This is a genomic window from Flavobacterium notoginsengisoli (assembly GCF_042686225.1).
Taxonomy (GTDB): Bacteria; Bacteroidota; Bacteroidia; order Flavobacteriales; family Flavobacteriaceae; genus Flavobacterium; species Flavobacterium notoginsengisoli.
The window spans coordinates 44,537-61,812 of record NZ_JBHUOT010000017.1 but is presented as its reverse complement, the minus strand read 5'-3'; the positions used below and the strand labels follow the sequence as shown (position 1 = coordinate 61,812).

The window sequence follows — 17,276 nt, the reverse complement described above, 5'->3', positions numbered from 1 at the left end:
ACAGCAAGAAAAAATTAAACAACATGGCAATAACAAGAAATGATTTTCGCAACAAATTCAATAATGGAGATATTCCATCACACACTGACTTCGTAGAAATTTTTGACAATTTCGTAAACAAAGAAAGTGATAAAGCCGATTTTCAAATGATTGAAATCGGCACCGATAATGAACATTATGTAACCCCCGCACTCTTAAGGAGCATTTTTCAAAATTCAGGAATCCTCTCCGGAAACTGTTATTTTCCTTATAAAGAATATAGAGACAAATTTACAGGGAATTTAATCAACTTAGAAAACGAACCTATTGAAAACAGTGTCAAAGTGTTCAAAAATGGACAGTTACTAAAACAAGTTGAAGATTATGTATTAAACGAGAAACAAAGAACTCTTTTTTTTCCTGACGGAGTTGCTGATAGAAATATTGAAGTTAATTATTGGTATCAGAATAAAGATACGGTTTCAGGAAGTTCTGAATCAATGTTTGGAAAAGCATCGATTCCGTTTAAAGAAAATTTTAGTGAAGACACTTTTAATAGCGACACTATTATTTTACAAAAAAAGCCTCTAAAATACAGTGCAAAAATCTACAAAAATGGACAGTTATTAAGAGAAGATAAAGATTATTCTATTGTTGACGGAAGTAATGTAATCACATTTGCCGAACCTATCAGTAATCGTAATATCGAAGTAGATTATTGGTATGAAGGTTCGGTTTCATTAACTGATGCACAATTGAACACAAAATATGTCGACTTAACTACTGCACAAACCATTGGCGGGAAAAAGACTTTTACAGAAACTACAGAAAGTAAAGGCTTCATTAAAACAGGCGGTACTGCCAATCAATATCTAATGGCCGATGGGTCTGTCTCGACATCTGCTGGTTCTGAATATGATGCAGGAAATTCGGGTTTTGGCTTTCCAGCAACTGCAGGATATCAAAAATTCAGCAATGGCTTAATTCTTCAGTGGGCTTATTTAATGGGGGGCTCTACTACTTATAGTTTTCCTCTCGTCTGGCCAAAAAGAGCAGCTAGTATCGTCGTATCAACTAATAGAAATAGTTCTGGAAGCAGAGGATTTAACCATGTATATAATGTAACCACTACTTCCTATACCGCAATTATTGATGGCAGCACGGGCTACATGTTTGCTATTGGATATTAATATTAAAAAAACAAAAATTATGTATAAAGGAACATATAACGAAAACGGAGAATACACTGGTTTTTATGTAGAAGGAATTCACGAAAATATTCCAGAACCGAATATTGACTTAACCGAAGAAGAATGGCAGCAAGCATTGTCAAAAGACTATAAAGTCATTGATGGAAAGCATACTCATTTTCCTTTTGTTCAAAGTCTAGAAGAGCTTCTTGAAAATCTAAGAATTGCTCGCAATAATTTATTAACCGAAAGCGACTGGACACAAATGGAAGACTCGCCTCTTTCTGAAACAAAAAAACTAGAATGGAAAAATTACCGACAGGAGTTAAGAAACTTAACAGAAACTGATAATCCAGAAGTTATTATCTGGCCCTCAAAACCATTGTAGCAAAAATAATTACACAATGTTTTTTAAACAAATCATCACTATTATAAAATAGATATATGGAAGAAAACACAACTTACAAGCCTTTTGCCTATCAAGAAAACTATATTCCGGCAGAAGGAGAAACAGTTTTTTATAATACGGAACAGACCTTAACTAAAATTAAGAATGATTGTGCAGCAGGAATACCCAGTTCAGTAACTCTTACTGCTCAGGCAAATAAATTTGTATCAAATGAAAGTGTTGACAAGGCGAACGAACAGGCAGAATCCTGGCTCAAAACTAATTCTCAGGCATACGCTAATAATTCTGGAACTTGTTTCATCGATACTATACCGCCAAGTAGTGTTATATTAAGTGCATCAAATATTACCCTAAACAGTGTAGTCTTATCCTGGACTGAAGCAACAGATAATATTGCAGTAGTGGGCTATGATATTTTTATTGACGACACATTTTTGGCCTCTGTCTCAAATACCGTTTTTTCACATACAATTGACGAACTTTTACCATCTACTGCATACAGTTTTTATGTAAAAGCTAAAGATGCAGCTGGAAATCCAGGTAGTAGTAATGTCTTAACTGTTACGACACTACCTTTAAAACTAACCTTGAAAGCTGCCAGATCTGTCATATTCGAGAAAAAAGACTCATCCTGGAACTTATGTAAAAACGCTGCTTCTGCAGAACTACAGCATACCAATAACAATGTCATTGGAGGAGGTAAAAATGCTCAAGACTTTTATCTGAATAGATATAGAGGAGTTATTGATACTTCGTCTATCACTACAAAACCAAAAACTGCCAAAATCAAATTTAAGTTCGCAGAAAATACGGTTGGAAATGCACTAACTTTTAATTTATTTGGCGCTAACATCCAGATTCCTGTAAACCAAAATTTCCAATTGGCAGACTGGAACGATTGGGATTCAAGCACTTTTATAAATAGTGTTTCAGTCCCTGTTAATTCAACGGCTGAAAACCAAATTTCTTTAAATTCTTCTCAACTAGATCTACTGTTATCTCAAGCAGCATTTAACTTTTTCCTTATTTCTAATGGGGATAAAGGAAATGTAGAGCCAAGTACAAACAACAGGCCGACACTTTCTATAACTCCAGCCACCGGCGAGGTCTATTTAGAATGTGAGTTTTAATACCACCAACCCGTAAAAACTGAATAATAAAAACAAATTAAATACCAAAAAATGAGTACAGACTACAACAGAATAAAAGTGGCTGATTTGGAAACAAATCAGCCTGATAAAATTTTAATTACTAACAATAATGGTGAATTAGAGTTTAATAGTATTGAAAATATTAAAATTGATAATTATAATGGTTTAGATTATACACAAGAAGGAAAAGCTCTTGACGCCAGACAGGGAAAAATTTTAAAGGATTTAATAGATAATCTTCCACCTCCGCCCGCACTTGATAACGTGTTACATAAAACTGGTTTTAACACAGAAACTAAATCTGGAGAATTGGTTATAGATAGCGGTACAGCTGGAACTAGCGGTTTAAAACTTAACAAAATTAGTACTTCTCCATCAATTACAACCACTTCTTTCACAAATGGATTAAACAATCCTAGCAGTATCTGCGACGGTGGAGATGGCTATTATTATGTCGCAAATAATGGTAATTCGACAATTTCTAAAATCGATAAAACGACAGGAGAACTGGTCAATGCTTCCTTTTCAACCACAATAACAAGCCCTTTTGGAATTTGTAAAGCAAATGACGGAAATTTATATGTGACTAGTAGTTCCAATGGAACAATTTATAAACTAACCCTTACTGGAGTTGTAAGTACTTTTGTGACTGGTCTAAGTAATTTAAATAATTTAACTCAGGGAAAGGATGGAAATTTATACGTCGTAAGTCAGCTTGGTACTGTTTATAAAATAACGCTTGCAGGAGCCATAAGTAATCTAGTTACAGGACTTAACAATCCTAGAGGGATCGTTCAGGGAATAGATAATAATTTATATGTTACTATATCGCATAATATTTATAAAATAACACTTTCGGGTGTTTCGACTTTATTTGCAACATTTTCGGGAATTGATGGAGCAATATGCCAAGCTTCTAATGGTGACTTCTATACTGTAAGTTATGGAGGGTACTGGATTGTAAAAATAACTTCATCAGGAGTATCTTCAATTCATAAAACAGTAAGTCCTTTTCCAAAAGGAATATTAATTGGCAGTGATAATTATCTATATTCAACTACAGATTCAGGAGATAAAATAGAAAAAACAAATATTATTAGTAACGATAAAGTTTTAAAAACAGATTCAACTGGACAAATAGTTAAAACAACTTATTTAGAAGATGTACCTTATCTAAAAGCTTCAGATACTGACGTATCTAATCTCGTTACAAAAAATAATATTAAAACTATTAATGGAGAATCAATTCTTGGAAATGGAAACATTGATTTCTCCCATAACCAAGATATTTCAGATCAAATTGAAGTAAGCTCAAGTCAAACTATTCCATCTAACTGGCATGGCAAAACTGTACTTTTTACCACTAACTGCACAATTACAGTACCTTCTTCATTACCCCAAAGTTTCATTTTTAATGGTATCACATTACCTGGTGTAACAGTAATTTGGTTAATCACAGCACCACACATCTGGTTGTTTGGAACTCCTTCTGCCACAACTGAAAAACAAATTTTCACTTTTACGAAACGTGGAAATACAAATAGTATTTTATTATTAGGTGTATAGCTATGGGAAACTTAATACAAAATACAATTTTTGGGAGAAGTAAAAACAAACCATTTATTTCAACTTGGAAAACAGATAATATATCTACTGGTTCAAGTACCAACAAACAAGTAAAATTACCATTAGTAAATTCAGGAACTTACGCTTTTACTGTTTTTTGGGGTGACGGAACTTCAAATTTTATTTCATCTTGGAATCAAACACAAACAACACATACATATTCAACAATAGGTACTTATCAGATTAGTATTTTAGGTATGTGTAAAGGGTGGGCATTTAATGACAGTATGGATAAACTAAAAATCTTGTCTGTAGAAACTTGGGGAAATTTAAACTTAGGGAATAATGGAGGTTATTTTTCGGGATGTGCAAATCTTATTTTATCTACAATTTCTGATATTTTGGATTTGAATGGTACTACTAATATGTCATCATTTTTTTCAAATTGTACTGCATTGACAACTTTAAGTGGTATGCATGAGTGGAATGTTTCGGCAGTAACTAATATGAATTCTATGTTTAAAAGTGCTACAAATTTTAACCAAAACATAGGTTCATGGAAAGTTTCAGCAGTAACGGATTTGTCATCTATGTTTAATGGTGCTACAAATTTTAACAATGATGGTAGTTCTACAATAAACAATTGGATAATTAAATCAAATGGAACTGTAAATATGAATTCTATGTTTAGAATGGCTAAAAATTTTAACCAAAACATAGGTTTATGGAATGTTTCGGCAGTAACGAATATGGGTAGTATGTTTCAAAATGCTACAAATTTCAACCAAAATATAGGTTCATGGAATGTTTCGGCAGTAACGGATATGGTTTTTATGTTTAGCAGTGCTACAAATTTCAACCAAAACATAGGTTCATGGAATGTTAGTAATGTACAAAATATGGGTGGAATGTTTGCTTTTAATAATGTGTTTAATCAAAACATAGGTTTATGGAATGTTAGTAATGTACAAAATATGGGGTCTATGTTTCAGTATGCTACTGCATTTAATCAAAATATAGGTTCATGGAATGTTAGTAAAGTAAATTCTATGAATAATTTGTTTCAGAATGCTGATGCATTTAATCAAAATATTGGTTCATGGAATGTTAGTAATGTAACCCAATTTCATTCATTCATGACAGCAAAAACACCAGAGACTTTCTCGGCAGAAAATTTAGATGCTATATACAACGGATGGAGTTCTCGACCTGTTAAAACACCAATAAATATAACATTTGGAAGTATCAAAAGAACTTCTGCCAGTGATGCAGGAAAATCAATATTAACTTCTGCTCCAAACAATTGGATTATCGCAGATGGCGGAATATAATTTTCTAGAAGTATAGAAGCCATATTTCTATTCTTCATAAATTTTGAAAAACCTTCAACATCCGTTGAAGGTTTTTTTATTGAAACAATTCAAAAAATAGTTGACAAAAGCAACTAAAAAATCCATACATTTGTATCCCAACAATACAATTCTTAAAACCATGAATACCCCAACCTCAAAAATCAGAAGTTTCAATCGCTTTTATACTGCTCATTTAGATATCTTAAATCAGCATTATCTGGATAGTAATTATTCTTTGACTGAAGTTCGAATTTTATACGAGATTAGCGAAAACAAAATCATAACCGCTCAAAAACTAACCGAGATTTTAAATCTGGATAAAGGTTATTTAAGCAGAATCCTGAAAAGGTTTTTAAAAGAAAATCTCATAATCAGAGTTTCTTCGGAAATAGATAAAAGAGCTTTTAATATCAAACTGAGCAATTCGGGGAATGATTTATTAAGTGCTTTAAACGATAAATCTGAAAAGCTGATCGAGAATAAAATTGAAAAACTGAATTTTACCGAAAAAGAAATGTTAGTCAGTTCTATGCAAAAGGTTAGAAATCTTCTGACCGAAAATAAAATAGAACGTGATGAGATTTCCTATCGACACAATATTAATCCTGGCGATATTGGATATATCATTTACCTTCATGGCTATATTTACAGTAATGAATCCAATTTTTCTACTGATTTTGAGAAATATGTAATCAAAACTTTCTACCATTTCCTGGAAAATTATTCTCCTGAAAACGATCGCATCTGGATGGCAGAATATAATAACAAGATCGTAGGCTGTATTGCCATTCAGCATCAGCCGGAAAATGAAGCACAGCTGAGATGGTTTTTACTGGATCCTGCTTTTAGAGGATTAGGAATTGGAAAAAAACTATTAACCGATGCTGTAGCTTTTTGTAGAGAGAAAAAATTTAAAAATGTATTCCTGCTTACAACCAATCTTCAGAATAAAGCACTTGAAATGTATAAACTGGCAGGTTTTGAACTTACTTCATCTGAAGAAATAAAGGAATGGGGAAAAACTTTTAATGAAGAACGGTACGATTTAAAACTGCAATAAAAAAGAACCTCCAAAATCAACTGACTTTGGAGGTTTACTTTTTTTGTTTTTATAAAGAAAACCATTCTTTCACATCTTCATCAATTGTCTCTTCTATCAAAAGATTATCAAACTCATTGGTTACAGGATTGTATTGATAAGCTTTCTCCCATTCTTCAATATTAAAAACAATCTGATCAACTGCATTGCAGATAAATAAAAGCTCCTCGTTCTTCATCGTCGGATGAAGTGAAACCCTTACCCAGCCCGGTTTTTCGGTTAAGTTTTTCTGAAGTATCCCGTTTGTAATTGCGGTTGATTTTTCTTCATCAATATCAAGTAAAAAATGGGCATAAGTACTGGCACAGGACCAGCCTCCACGAACCTGAATTCCGAAACGGTCATTTAAAAGCCTTACCATTAAATTGTAATGAATATTCTCAACAGTAAACGAAACACAGCCAATTCTTTCAGTCTGTAAATCTCCTAAAATGGTTAAACCTTTTATTTTCTGTAATTCGGAAAAACAAAGCTGAAGCAGTTCTGTCTCTCTTTCTTTCATTTTTTGAACGCCCATCTTGTCTTTCAATTCCAGACATAAAGCCGTTCGCATTACCTGCAAAAATCCCGGAGTTCCTCCGTCTTCTTTCACTTCAATGGCATCGCTGTAATGATATTCTCCCCACGGATTCGTGCATTTTACATTTCCTCCACCCGGATTATCCGGAAAATTCGATTGATATAATTTTTCATTGAAAACCAAAATTCCGCAAGTTCCGGGACCGCCCAGAAATTTATGTGGCGAAAAGAAAATGGCGTCCAGTCTTTCTTCGGGATCTTCAGGATGCATATCTATCTGAACATAAGGTGCTGAAGCAGCAAAATCGACAAAACAGTATCCTCCGTTTTGATGCATTATTTTAGCCAGTTCATGATAGGGTGTAATAATTCCGGTTACATTCGAACAGGCTGTAAACGAACCAATTTTAAGTCTTCTATTTTTGAATTTTTGTAGTTCTTCTGACAGTATTTTTGGATCAACTAAATTGTTCTCTCCGCAAGGTAAAACGACAACATCAGCAATCGTTTCGTACCAGGGAACCTGATTGGAATGATGTTCCATGTGAGTAATAAAAACTACTGGCCTTTCGTCATCATAATTGAGTTTTACGCTGTAGATATTATCTTCAGAACGTAATCCCATAATACGCTGTAGTTTGTTTAAAGCTGCCGTCATTCCGGTTCCAGTTGCCACCAAACAATCTGAATCTGATGCATTGACATGTTTTTTAATCAGCTGTCTTGCATATTGATATGCATAAGTCGAAGCTTTTCCGGTTTGACTTGAAAATGAATGCGTATTGGCAATCATTGGTCCAATTTTGCGGAGCATGATATCTTCAATTGGAAAATACAATCTTCCGCTGGCAATCCAATCGGAGTACAGCAAATTTTGCTGTCCGTAAATCGATTCAAATCTGTGATTTACTCCAATTGTATTTTCTCTAAATTCAGAAAAATAACTTTCGAGTTCGCTTGGTTTTGTTTTCAAAATAGTATCCATTTCGTTTATCATTTCTTAAAATGGTTTATTTTTTAAAATTTTTAATCCCGCTTTGAAGCCAGTTGTAATACTCTGTAATATCAGGATTATAAGCTGAGGTTTCAGTTAGAGAATTACTGTTATGATCCACAATTACATAAAACGGCTGCGCATTGGCTTTATAGGTTTTAATCTGTAAATCGCTCCATTTATTTCCTATTGTTTTGATCTTTTTTCCAGTTGTTTCAGAAGTATACTGCTCACTTTCCGGAAGTTCTTTTTTGTCATCTACATAAAGCGAAATCAACACCACATCGTTATTCAAAACACCTAAAACTTTAGGATCTGACCAAACCAGTTCTTCCATCTTACGACAGTTTACACAGGCATATCCTGTAAAATCTAATAAAACCGGTTTTCCTTGTTTTTTAGCATATTCCATTCCTTTGTCGTAATCATGAAAAGTGATGATATTTTGTGGGCCATGCTCTGCTCCCTCCGGTAATGAACCCGTAATTTTTAACTCTGAATTGCCTGAAACACACAATCCGTTTGGAGATTCACTGTACTGCATTGGTGGCGGGAATCCGCTGATTAATTTTAAAGGAGCACCCCAAAGTCCCGGAATTAAATAAATGGTAAAGCTTAAAACAATCAATCCGAAGCCTAATCTTCCAACAGAGATATGATTTAATGGAGAATCATGCGGTAAAGTAATTTTTCCGAATAAATAAAACGCCAGCATTCCAAAAACAGCAATCCAGATTGCTAAGAAAGTTTCTCTTTCTAACCAATGTAACTGCAACACTAAATCAGCGTTCGATAAAAATTTGAAAGCCAAAGCCAATTCCAAAAATCCTAAAACCACTTTTACGGTATTCAGCCATCCGCCAGATTTTGGTAATGCATTTAACCAGCCCGGAAAAGCGGCAAATAATGAAAAAGGCAAAGCAATAGCAATTGAAAATCCCAACATTCCCACAATTGGAGCGATTCCACCTTTTGATGCAGCTTCCACCAACAAAGTTCCTACAATTGGTCCTGTGCAAGAAAATGATACAATGGCTAAAGCCAAAGCCATAAAGAAAATTCCAATTAATCCGCCTCTATCAGCCTGTGAATCTACTTTGTTTGCCAAAGAATTTGGAAGCATAATTTCGAAAGCGCCTAAAAAAGAGCAAGCAAAAACAACCAATAAAATAAAGAAAATCAAATTGAACCAAACATTTGTTGAAAGTGCATTTAATGAATCGGCACCAAAAACGGCTGTAACAATAGAACCTAATAAAACGTAAATTATCACAATTGAAAAACCGTAAATCATCGCATTTCTGATTCCTGCCGCCTTGGTCTTACTTTGTTTTGTAAAATAACTCACTGTCATTGGAATCATCGGGAAAACACAAGGTGTTAACAATGCTGCAAAACCTGATAAAAAAGCAATAATAAAGATACTCAGCAAACCTCTTTTTTCATTTTTCTTTGGTGCATCAACAGCAACTGTTTTTTCAGCTTTATCAACAGCTTTTACCAAAGTTACTTCCTCTGTAATTACTGAATCTTTTTCTGCCGTCGGAGTTGCTTCTGCAGCAGCAGTTTTATTTTCAGTCGGAATTTTAAAAACTAATTCTTCTGAAGTTGGCGGTAAACAATTACTGTCATCACAGACCATAAATTCAACTTCACCCTCAATGTTCGAAAGACCTTCTGAAATCAGTTTTATTTTCTGTGTAAAAAGTGCTTTATCTTCAAAATATTTAATTTTCATATCGAAGATTTTATCGACAACTTCATGTCCTTTTTCTTCGGTTGTTTTTCCGATAAGTTCAAATTTTTTAGAAGGATTTTTAAAAGTAAAAGCAGTTCGTGAAGGTCCGCCTTCCTCAATATATTGTCCGTACAAATGCCAGCCGGATTGTATTACGGCTTTAGCTTTTAAAATATATTCTTTATCCGATACTTTTTCTACTGATGTTGACCACTTTACAGGATTGTACATTTGGGCAAACATACTCCCAGAAAGAAGTAACAGTACTATAATAATGCTATTTTTCATTGTTTTTTTGAGTTTGATTGAAAAAAAAGAGCTGCTTGCCGACAGCTCTTGAAAGTCTTTCTTATAAAATTTGGCTTACTAATTCAGATTTTAAAATGAAGTATTGAAAGACTTTTTTTAAGTGTTCAGTGTACACTAAAGACCACTGATCACTTATTTCAAAGGATTCCCATCTTTGTCTAAAGAACCCGATTTAATAATAATCATTTTATCCAGTTTAACATACTTTTTGATTGCATCGTTTACCTGCTGCAAAGTCGCTTTTTCGATGTCTTTTGGATATTGGTCAATATAGTTTGGTTCTAATCCTCTTTCAATAAAACTTAAAATCGTTCTTGCCATTCCGTTTGTAGTTGACATTCCGACTTTAAAACTTCCGATTAAATTGGTTTTCTTGTTCTCCAGTTCTTCTGCTGTAATTCCGTCTTTTACCCATTTATCTACCTGAACCATTGTAGCGTCAAGACCTTTCTGGAATAAATTTGGGTTAAAAGAAGCATTTACAAACCAGTAACCGCCAGTTTCAATATTTCCTCCAATTCCGGATGAAATGTTGTAGGTCAATCCATCGTTGTCACGAACGGTCTGCATTAAACGTCCTGCAAATCCGGCTCCTAAAGTATAATTTCCAATATAAAACGGAATATAATCGGCATCGGCTCTTTTTAAACCTGTAAATTGTCCTATGAATAATTCTGCACTTGGTTTCTCCTGAATTGTAACAACTTCTGTCTTTGCTGCAGTTTTTGAAGCCTCTTCAAATTTTAGTTTTTCTGTAACTCCGCCATTCCAGTTTTTAAATGATTTTTTTAAGGAATTATTTAAATTCGCTCCATCTGTATCTCCCACAATTACTAGTCGCATTGATGCAGTTCCAAAATATTTTTTGTGAAAAGCTTTTACTTCATCTAAAGTTGCTTTTTTAATATTTTCGATATTTTCTTCAACGCTTAAACTGTAATTCGGATTGTTTTTTGGATAAATAGACTGAGATAAAGCAATACTTCCTCTCTCTCCCGGATCATTTAAATCCTGTTGCGTATTCCCGATAAACTGCTGTTTTAAATTTTCGAATTCTTTAGCATCAAACAAAGGATTTCTTAATTCTTCAGCCAGTAAAGTAACAACCTGATCCAGATCTTTTTTCAAACATTTAAAGCCAATGTTGATTTTGAAAGTCGAAGCATTTACATTTAAAGTCACTCCCAGTTTCTGTAGTTTTTCTGAGAATTTGAATTTATCATTCAATGTAGTTCCTTTTGAAAGCATCGAAGCTGTCAAAGCCGGAATAATATCATTTTTTGTTTCGCTTGCATAATTTCCTAAAGAAATGCTCGCTGCAACAGTCACAAAATCTTTAGCGGAAGTTTTTACTGAAACCACATCGATTCCTGAAACTTTTTCTCTTTTGTAAGCTGAAGCTGTTTTCTCGATTACAGTTTCATCAAAAGTAATCTCCGAATTGTTTTTTTGTTCTAACGAAAGAGTCGAGCCTGATCTTTCTTCATGCACATGTCCATCTTCCGGATGTCTGTAATAGAAAGGTCCGTTTTCTTCTACGAAGTTATTTGCTTTGGCAGCAGCTGTATTTTGAGCTCCGGCTTGCTTCGGAATAAAATAACCTGTTGTACTCTGGTCTTCTACCAAATATTTATTGGCAACGCGAAGTACATCAGCAGGAGTTACTTTTTTTAAACGATCTACTCCTGTTACATAATCTGTCCAGTCACCAGCTGCAATAGCTTCATTTAATGCTGATGCAATTACTCCGGAACCATCACGAGCTAAAACAGTCTGAGCACTGATTTTTGCTACAACACGGTTTACTTCATCCTGAGTTACGCCTTCTTTCTGAATTTTAGCCACAACCTCGCTGATTTTAGCATCAATATCTTCGTGTTTTGAAGTGGTTGGAAATCCTACTCCAATTGTAAATAATCCTACTTCTTTAAACTCTGTCGCGCTGGCATAAGAATAAATTCCCATTCGGGTGTCAACAAAAGTTTTATTTAAAATAGCCGATGGTCCATTACCAATAATCTGAGCCAAAATACCTAAAGCAGGAAGGTCTTCGTGCAAAGCGCCCGGAATTTTGTACGCTTTGTTGACAACGCCTAATTCACCTGGTTTTCTTACCACAATTTTACGCGGACCATACTGCTGAGGTTCTTCTGTATAAGGCTGAGGCATTACATGCGGTGCTTTTGTAATTTTCCCAAAATACTTTTCGATTAATTCAAAAACATTCTCTTTTCTGAAATCTCCAATAATGGTTAAAGTCGCATTATCCGGCCAGTAGTAGGTATTATAGAAATTCTTTAAAACTTCAATCGGTGCTTTTTCAATATCTGATTTCCATCCGATTGTGGAATGGTGGTATGGATGCGCAATATAAGCAGATGCCCAGATTTCTTTGTCCAACAAACTGTTCGGATTATTTTCTCCTCTTTCAAATTCGTTGCGTACCACCGTCATTTCTGCTTCTTTATCTTCTTTTAACAGTAAAGAATTACGCATTCTGTCTGCTTCGATCTGAAGTGCCAGTTCTATTTTATCACTTGGCAGTGTTTCAAAATAGTTTGTACGATCATACCAAGTCGTAGCATTTAGCTGTGCTCCCGTATTCTGCAAAACATCAGTAATAGTATTTCCGTTTTTTTTGTTGAAAGTTGGTGTTCCTTTAAACATTAAATGTTCCAAAAGGTGAGTGGATCCTGTATTTCCTAAAACTTCGTGTTTAGAACCTACACGGTATACAATTTGCACGGTGGCAACAGGTGAAGCATTGTCTTGTAAAAGAAGTACACTCATGCCATTTGGCTGGTATAAATATTCTTCTATTCCGCCTAATTCTTTGATTTTCTTAAAATTAACCGATTTATTCTGCGCTGAAATTAGGGTACAGAAAGCTAATGAGCAGTAGCCCAGAAAGATGTATTTCTTCATTTTTTGTGATTGAGATATTATTAGAGTGGTCAGTTTTTCAGTATTTAGTGTTCAGTCTAACTCGCGAATTGAAAACTTTGATCGAGGCGAAACTGAACACTAAATACTGAAGACTGTGAAATGATTTACGATTTACTGAAAATTTCTTTCAGTTTAGATTGAAGTTCAGCTTCTCTAAGGTTTTTGGCAACGATTTTTCCGTCAGGTCCAATTAAGTAATTAGTTGGAACCATTTTTACGCCATATAAAACAGCTGCTTCATTCTTCCATCCTTTCAAATCTGAAACGTGCGTCCAGGTTAATCCGTCTTTTTCTATTGCTTTTTCCCAAAGGTTCTTTTTATCATCCAAAGAAACTCCTAAAACATCAAATCCTTTGTCATGATACGTTTTGTAAGCCACAACCACATTTGGGTTTTCTTTTCGGCATGGACCACACCAGGAAGCCCAAAAATCTACCAAAACATATTTTCCTTTATAGTCTGATAATTTAACGACTTTTCCATTTACATCTGTCTGAGAAAACTCAGGTGCAACAACACCTACAGCCGTTTTATCATTTAGATCAATTGCTTCTTTCAACTGTTTTCCGTAAACTGATTTCTGCACTTCAGGAGTCAAAACTCCATAATACATTTTTACTTGTTCCGGTGTTCCATAAGACACAATTCTGTCATTAATTACCAAAGCTCCTGCGATTTTATCTTTATTTTTTCTGATAAATTTATCGGTTAAATCATCAGCAAAAGTTTGAAGATCTTTCCATTTTTTATCCATTGCAGCTTGTTGGTCTGCAGTTAATTTTACTTTTCCATTCTGCGTTAACGAATCAGATAATTTATAAACAGGGCCTGCGATGTTCTGTATTTTTTTGAACTCATTATCATAATATGATCTGTAAATATCATTTTGAGTTGCTCCCGTAACTTTAGCTTTATAAATAGAATCTTTTTTAGCTTCTACTTTAATATCTTCATTAGATAAAAGAAAATAAGCACCGTATTCTTCTCCTTTTAATTTAATGGTATGCAATAAAGGTTCTGAAACTTTTCCGGAAAGCGTAAAAGTTCCGTCTTTTTGTATTTGTGCAGAATCTGCAATTTTTTTGTTTCCTTTTTCATCTGTGTTTTCCAGATAAACCGTTCCTTTATCTAATCCGGCAATTTTACCGTTGATTGTAAATCCTTCTTCTTTCTTTGAACAAGAAGAAAGTACGGTCATAAGCGCTAAAGCAGATAAACCTGATTTTAAGATTGTACTTTTCATGTTGATATTTTTTGTTTGTTATTTTTTTAGTTTCAGCTTAGGTTTTCAGTTTAATTTTCGACTATGAACTAAAAACCATAACTGAAAACTGAATTACGATTTTAATAGTTCTTTTAATTTCGCTTCCAGATCTGCACCTCTTAAATTGTCGCCGATAATTACACCTTTACTATCCACTAAATAAGTTGCTGGAATTGTTTTTACATTAAATGATTTACTTACTTTATCATCGTCTAAAAGATTATGCCATTGCATATTTTCCTGTCCCAAAGCTTTTTGCCAAGCTTTTTCGTCTTTATCGATTGAAATACTTAAAATTTCAAATCCTTTTGCTCCGTATTCTGCATAAGCTGTTTTTAAATTTGGAATTTCTTTACGACATGGTCCACACCAGGAAGCCCAAAAATCTACTAAAATGTATTTTTTTCCAGCTACAATATCTTTTGCATTATAGGCTTTTCCGTCTTTATCTTTCAAATTGAAATTAGCAATGCTTGTCCCAATTAAAGATTTTGGATTTAAGTCTTTATCTACAACTTGACCGTAATAACTTTTCTTTGCTGCCTCAGAAAACTGCTCATAAATTGGCTTTTGGTCTGGTGTAAAATAACTGTATTGTGTGATCATAAAAAATGGTCCCCACCAAGTTGCTTTATGCTTTGCGATAACATCTGCAGTTGTTTTTTCTACTTTTGCAAAAAATGCTTTTTCTTTTGCTTCAAAAGCTTTCCATTCTGGAGAATTTGCAATAGAGTCCATTACTTTTTTATTTCCTGCCACTCTTGCGCTAGAATACAATTTCCCTAGTTCTTCAGTCCCTTTATGATAATCTTCGTAATCTTTGTTTAATTCAGCTTTAAAAGCAGTTTCTTTCACAAAATAATCATTTGATTTAGAACCAGTAACTACCTCATTTTTAAAAATAATTCTCTCGTCTTCTCTTTTTGAAAGTTCTCCATCCGCAGTTATTTTTATTTTAGAATTTTCTACTAAAACAGGAATAAATCCTTTGCTTTTACCAAAAACAACATAGAAAAAACGTGGTTCATTTAGTTTTCCTGTAAAAGCAAATTTGCCGTCTTTTAGTGTAGTTTCTGCAACCGGAAGCTCAGAAGAATGTGTTGCTCCCGGAACTAATTTTACAGCCGTCCCATCTGCTAGCCCCGTAATAATTCCTTCCACTGTATATGAAGTTGCTGCAGGAGTTACAGCTTTTTTCTTTTGTGCGATACTGCTGTTTGAAATCGTGAACAAGCAGATGCACAATCCTAATATTTTATATTTAATTGTGTTCATTTTTGATTGATATTTAAAAAAAAGCTTCCTTTTCGGAGTTCCTAATCAGGAAGCTTTTAAAGTTATTATTTAGCTACATTTTGAGTAATGGTTCCATTTCCTGGATTTTGCACTGCTCCTTGTGGGAAAGGCGAAGTCCATAAATGAGAATCTGATTTTAACGTGTAAGTAGTTCCGTTTGCTACTTTTGTTAAACTAAATTTGTAAATGCCCTCTGCATTTAAACGACGAGCATCTGCATAAGGAGTTAATGTGTTAAGAAGCTCGTTATTTTTTGTTCTGAAAATAGCATTCAAAGCGGTTGCTTTATCTGTAGTTGAAATATCCTGATAAGAAGCTGGAAGAATACGAGTTTTACGAACTGCATTTAAAATTGCCAAAGCCTCACTGATTTTATTATCACGCGCCAAACACTCTGCTTTGATTAAATAAACCTCAACAGTTGTGATTCCAGCAAAATTATACATCCCTGATAATATGGAATAGTAATAAGTATCGGCCCCCACTGTTCTTATTTTCCAACGTGATTTCAAACGCAAATCTCCAGTTTCAAAACGTGCTGCTCTTTCTACCGGTATACTTGTTTCCCTGCCTAAAGAACGGCTTGAACCGTGTCTAAAAAAATAATTTTCATTATACGTATAGCCCATTGGCGATACTGATGTTGTATACGAATTAGGCACATCTATAATGGCTTTATTTGTATTATAAAAAGCAACCCAGTCATACAATTGATTATTTTCTGCCAATGCTAAATCAGCATATTTTAAAGCCTCTGTATAATTATTCATTTGTAGATAAACTCTTGAATAAAATGCATAAGCCGCGCCTAAATTTGGATGTAGAGCTGTTTGAGCAACCTTTGGTAAATATGGCAAAGCCTCTTTAATGTCATTCAAGATAAAGTCGTACATTTCCTGAATTGTAACTTGTTTACTTGGCGCATTAATGTTGGCGCTTGTAATTAACGGCACTGATAATTTTGTTGCAGCTGTTGAAGCAACATACGTATCGGCATAAAAATTAGTCACATAAAAAAAGTTCATGGCACGCATTATTTTCGCTTGTGCCCAAACCATTCTCTGTTCTTGCTCGGTTGCTTTAGTTGCCGTTAGTGCATTCTCTATAATTAAATTAAAAGCCGCAATTCCAGAATAAGTTCCATAATAAGCCGTTTCATCTGACACTTTTAACGCGATACGATCAGCATTTTCATCCCACGTATAGTTGGCATTATACAATCTATTGCTGGTTAAAGTAGCCGCAGTTATAAATTGGTCATTCAGCAATTGTGAAGCTCCTAAAATATCTAATCTCGTATTGTATTCGTCACGCAAAAAGGCTTCATAATCTGCTAATGTTTCTGGCGATTTTGCTCCTTTAGGAACATCGTTCAAATAATCGTCGCAAGATGCAAAAGTCAATCCTAAAGCTAATAAGCACGCAACTTTTTTATATATATTTTTCATCGTCTAGTCTTTATA

12 protein-coding genes are annotated in these 17,276 nt (G+C 34.2%); 6 read left to right on the top strand and 6 right to left on the bottom strand.

Annotated features, from left to right (window positions below; genetic code table 11):
- The first annotated feature begins 23 nt into the window (after positions 1-23).
- The 6 genes from ACFS3A_RS25700 (at position 24) to ACFS3A_RS25675 (ending at position 6,707) form a co-directional block, all read left to right on the top strand.
- Positions 24-1,169 carry a gp53-like domain-containing protein gene (locus ACFS3A_RS25700; protein WP_379828440.1) on the top strand — a complete coding sequence of 382 codons (1,146 nt, stop codon included), beginning with the start codon at positions 24-26 and terminating at the stop codon, positions 1,167-1,169.
- Positions 1,170-1,188: 19 nt separating this feature from the next.
- On the top strand, positions 1,189-1,557 hold the full coding sequence (locus tag ACFS3A_RS25695) for a tail fiber assembly protein (RefSeq protein ID WP_379828438.1): 369 nt from the start codon (positions 1,189-1,191) through the stop codon (positions 1,555-1,557).
- A 56-nt stretch (positions 1,558-1,613) separates the two neighbouring features.
- Positions 1,614-2,708, top strand: coding sequence for a DUF5977 domain-containing protein (locus tag ACFS3A_RS25690; RefSeq protein ID WP_379828436.1), 1,095 nt, complete (start codon positions 1,614-1,616; stop codon positions 2,706-2,708).
- A gap of 51 nt (positions 2,709-2,759) precedes the next feature.
- Positions 2,760-4,295, top strand: coding sequence for a Vgb family protein (locus ACFS3A_RS25685; RefSeq protein ID WP_379828434.1), 1,536 nt, complete (start codon positions 2,760-2,762; stop codon positions 4,293-4,295).
- Between the two features lie 2 nt (positions 4,296-4,297).
- Positions 4,298-5,626 (top strand): BspA family leucine-rich repeat surface protein, encoded by a 1,329-nt coding sequence (locus tag ACFS3A_RS25680; RefSeq protein WP_379828432.1) that lies wholly within the window; start codon positions 4,298-4,300, stop codon positions 5,624-5,626.
- 160 nt (positions 5,627-5,786) lie between these two features.
- On the top strand, positions 5,787-6,707 hold the full coding sequence (locus tag ACFS3A_RS25675; RefSeq protein ID WP_379828430.1) for a bifunctional helix-turn-helix transcriptional regulator/GNAT family N-acetyltransferase: 921 nt from the start codon (positions 5,787-5,789) through the stop codon (positions 6,705-6,707).
- A 49-nt stretch (positions 6,708-6,756) separates the two neighbouring features.
- Here the strand turns inward: ACFS3A_RS25675 and ACFS3A_RS25670 are convergent, their stop codons facing one another.
- From ACFS3A_RS25670 to ACFS3A_RS25645, 6 genes are all read right to left on the bottom strand, one after another.
- Positions 6,757-8,262, bottom strand: coding sequence for an aminotransferase class V-fold PLP-dependent enzyme (locus ACFS3A_RS25670; RefSeq protein ID WP_379828428.1), 1,506 nt, complete (start codon positions 8,260-8,262; stop codon positions 6,757-6,759).
- Positions 8,263-8,275: 13 nt separating this feature from the next.
- Entirely contained in the window at positions 8,276-10,285 is a 2,010-nt protein-coding gene (locus ACFS3A_RS25665) for a protein-disulfide reductase DsbD family protein (RefSeq protein WP_379828426.1), read from the bottom strand.
- A 153-nt stretch (positions 10,286-10,438) separates the two neighbouring features.
- Positions 10,439-13,231 carry a M16 family metallopeptidase gene (locus ACFS3A_RS25660; protein WP_379828424.1) on the bottom strand — a complete coding sequence of 931 codons (2,793 nt, stop codon included), beginning with the start codon at positions 13,229-13,231 and terminating at the stop codon, positions 10,439-10,441.
- 125 nt (positions 13,232-13,356) lie between these two features.
- Positions 13,357-14,496, bottom strand: a complete 1,140-nt coding sequence (locus tag ACFS3A_RS25655; RefSeq protein WP_379828423.1) for a redoxin domain-containing protein — start codon at positions 14,494-14,496, stop codon at positions 13,357-13,359.
- A 93-nt stretch (positions 14,497-14,589) separates the two neighbouring features.
- Complete coding sequence (locus ACFS3A_RS25650) at positions 14,590-15,792, bottom strand: redoxin domain-containing protein (protein WP_379828421.1); 1,203 nt, start codon at positions 15,790-15,792, stop codon at positions 14,590-14,592.
- A 65-nt stretch (positions 15,793-15,857) separates the two neighbouring features.
- A complete protein-coding gene (locus tag ACFS3A_RS25645; protein ID WP_379828420.1) occupies positions 15,858-17,261 on the bottom strand; it encodes a RagB/SusD family nutrient uptake outer membrane protein in 1,404 nt (467 codons plus the stop codon).
- Between the last annotated feature and the right edge of the window lie 15 nt (positions 17,262-17,276).

What these genes read in the sequence shown, in the direction of transcription:
- ACFS3A_RS25665 (WP_379828426.1), bottom strand. Translation starts at nt 10,285, where the DNA reads ATGAAAAATAGCATTATTATAGTACTGTTACTTCTTTCTGGGAGTATG.
- ACFS3A_RS25670 (WP_379828428.1), bottom strand. Translation starts at nt 8,262, where the DNA reads ATGATAAACGAAATGGATACTATTTTGAAAACAAAACCAAGCGAACTC.
- ACFS3A_RS25680 (WP_379828432.1), top strand. Translation starts at nt 4,298, where the DNA reads ATGGGAAACTTAATACAAAATACAATTTTTGGGAGAAGTAAAAACAAA.
- ACFS3A_RS25700 (WP_379828440.1), top strand. Translation starts at nt 24, where the DNA reads ATGGCAATAACAAGAAATGATTTTCGCAACAAATTCAATAATGGAGAT.
- ACFS3A_RS25685 (WP_379828434.1), top strand. Translation starts at nt 2,760, where the DNA reads ATGAGTACAGACTACAACAGAATAAAAGTGGCTGATTTGGAAACAAAT.
- ACFS3A_RS25660 (WP_379828424.1), bottom strand. Translation starts at nt 13,231, where the DNA reads ATGAAGAAATACATCTTTCTGGGCTACTGCTCATTAGCTTTCTGTACC.
- ACFS3A_RS25645 (WP_379828420.1), bottom strand. Translation starts at nt 17,261, where the DNA reads ATGAAAAATATATATAAAAAAGTTGCGTGCTTATTAGCTTTAGGATTG.
- ACFS3A_RS25655 (WP_379828423.1), bottom strand. Translation starts at nt 14,496, where the DNA reads ATGAAAAGTACAATCTTAAAATCAGGTTTATCTGCTTTAGCGCTTATG.
- ACFS3A_RS25675 (WP_379828430.1), top strand. Translation starts at nt 5,787, where the DNA reads ATGAATACCCCAACCTCAAAAATCAGAAGTTTCAATCGCTTTTATACT.
- ACFS3A_RS25650 (WP_379828421.1), bottom strand. Translation starts at nt 15,792, where the DNA reads ATGAACACAATTAAATATAAAATATTAGGATTGTGCATCTGCTTGTTC.
- ACFS3A_RS25690 (WP_379828436.1), top strand. Translation starts at nt 1,614, where the DNA reads ATGGAAGAAAACACAACTTACAAGCCTTTTGCCTATCAAGAAAACTAT.
- ACFS3A_RS25695 (WP_379828438.1), top strand. Translation starts at nt 1,189, where the DNA reads ATGTATAAAGGAACATATAACGAAAACGGAGAATACACTGGTTTTTAT.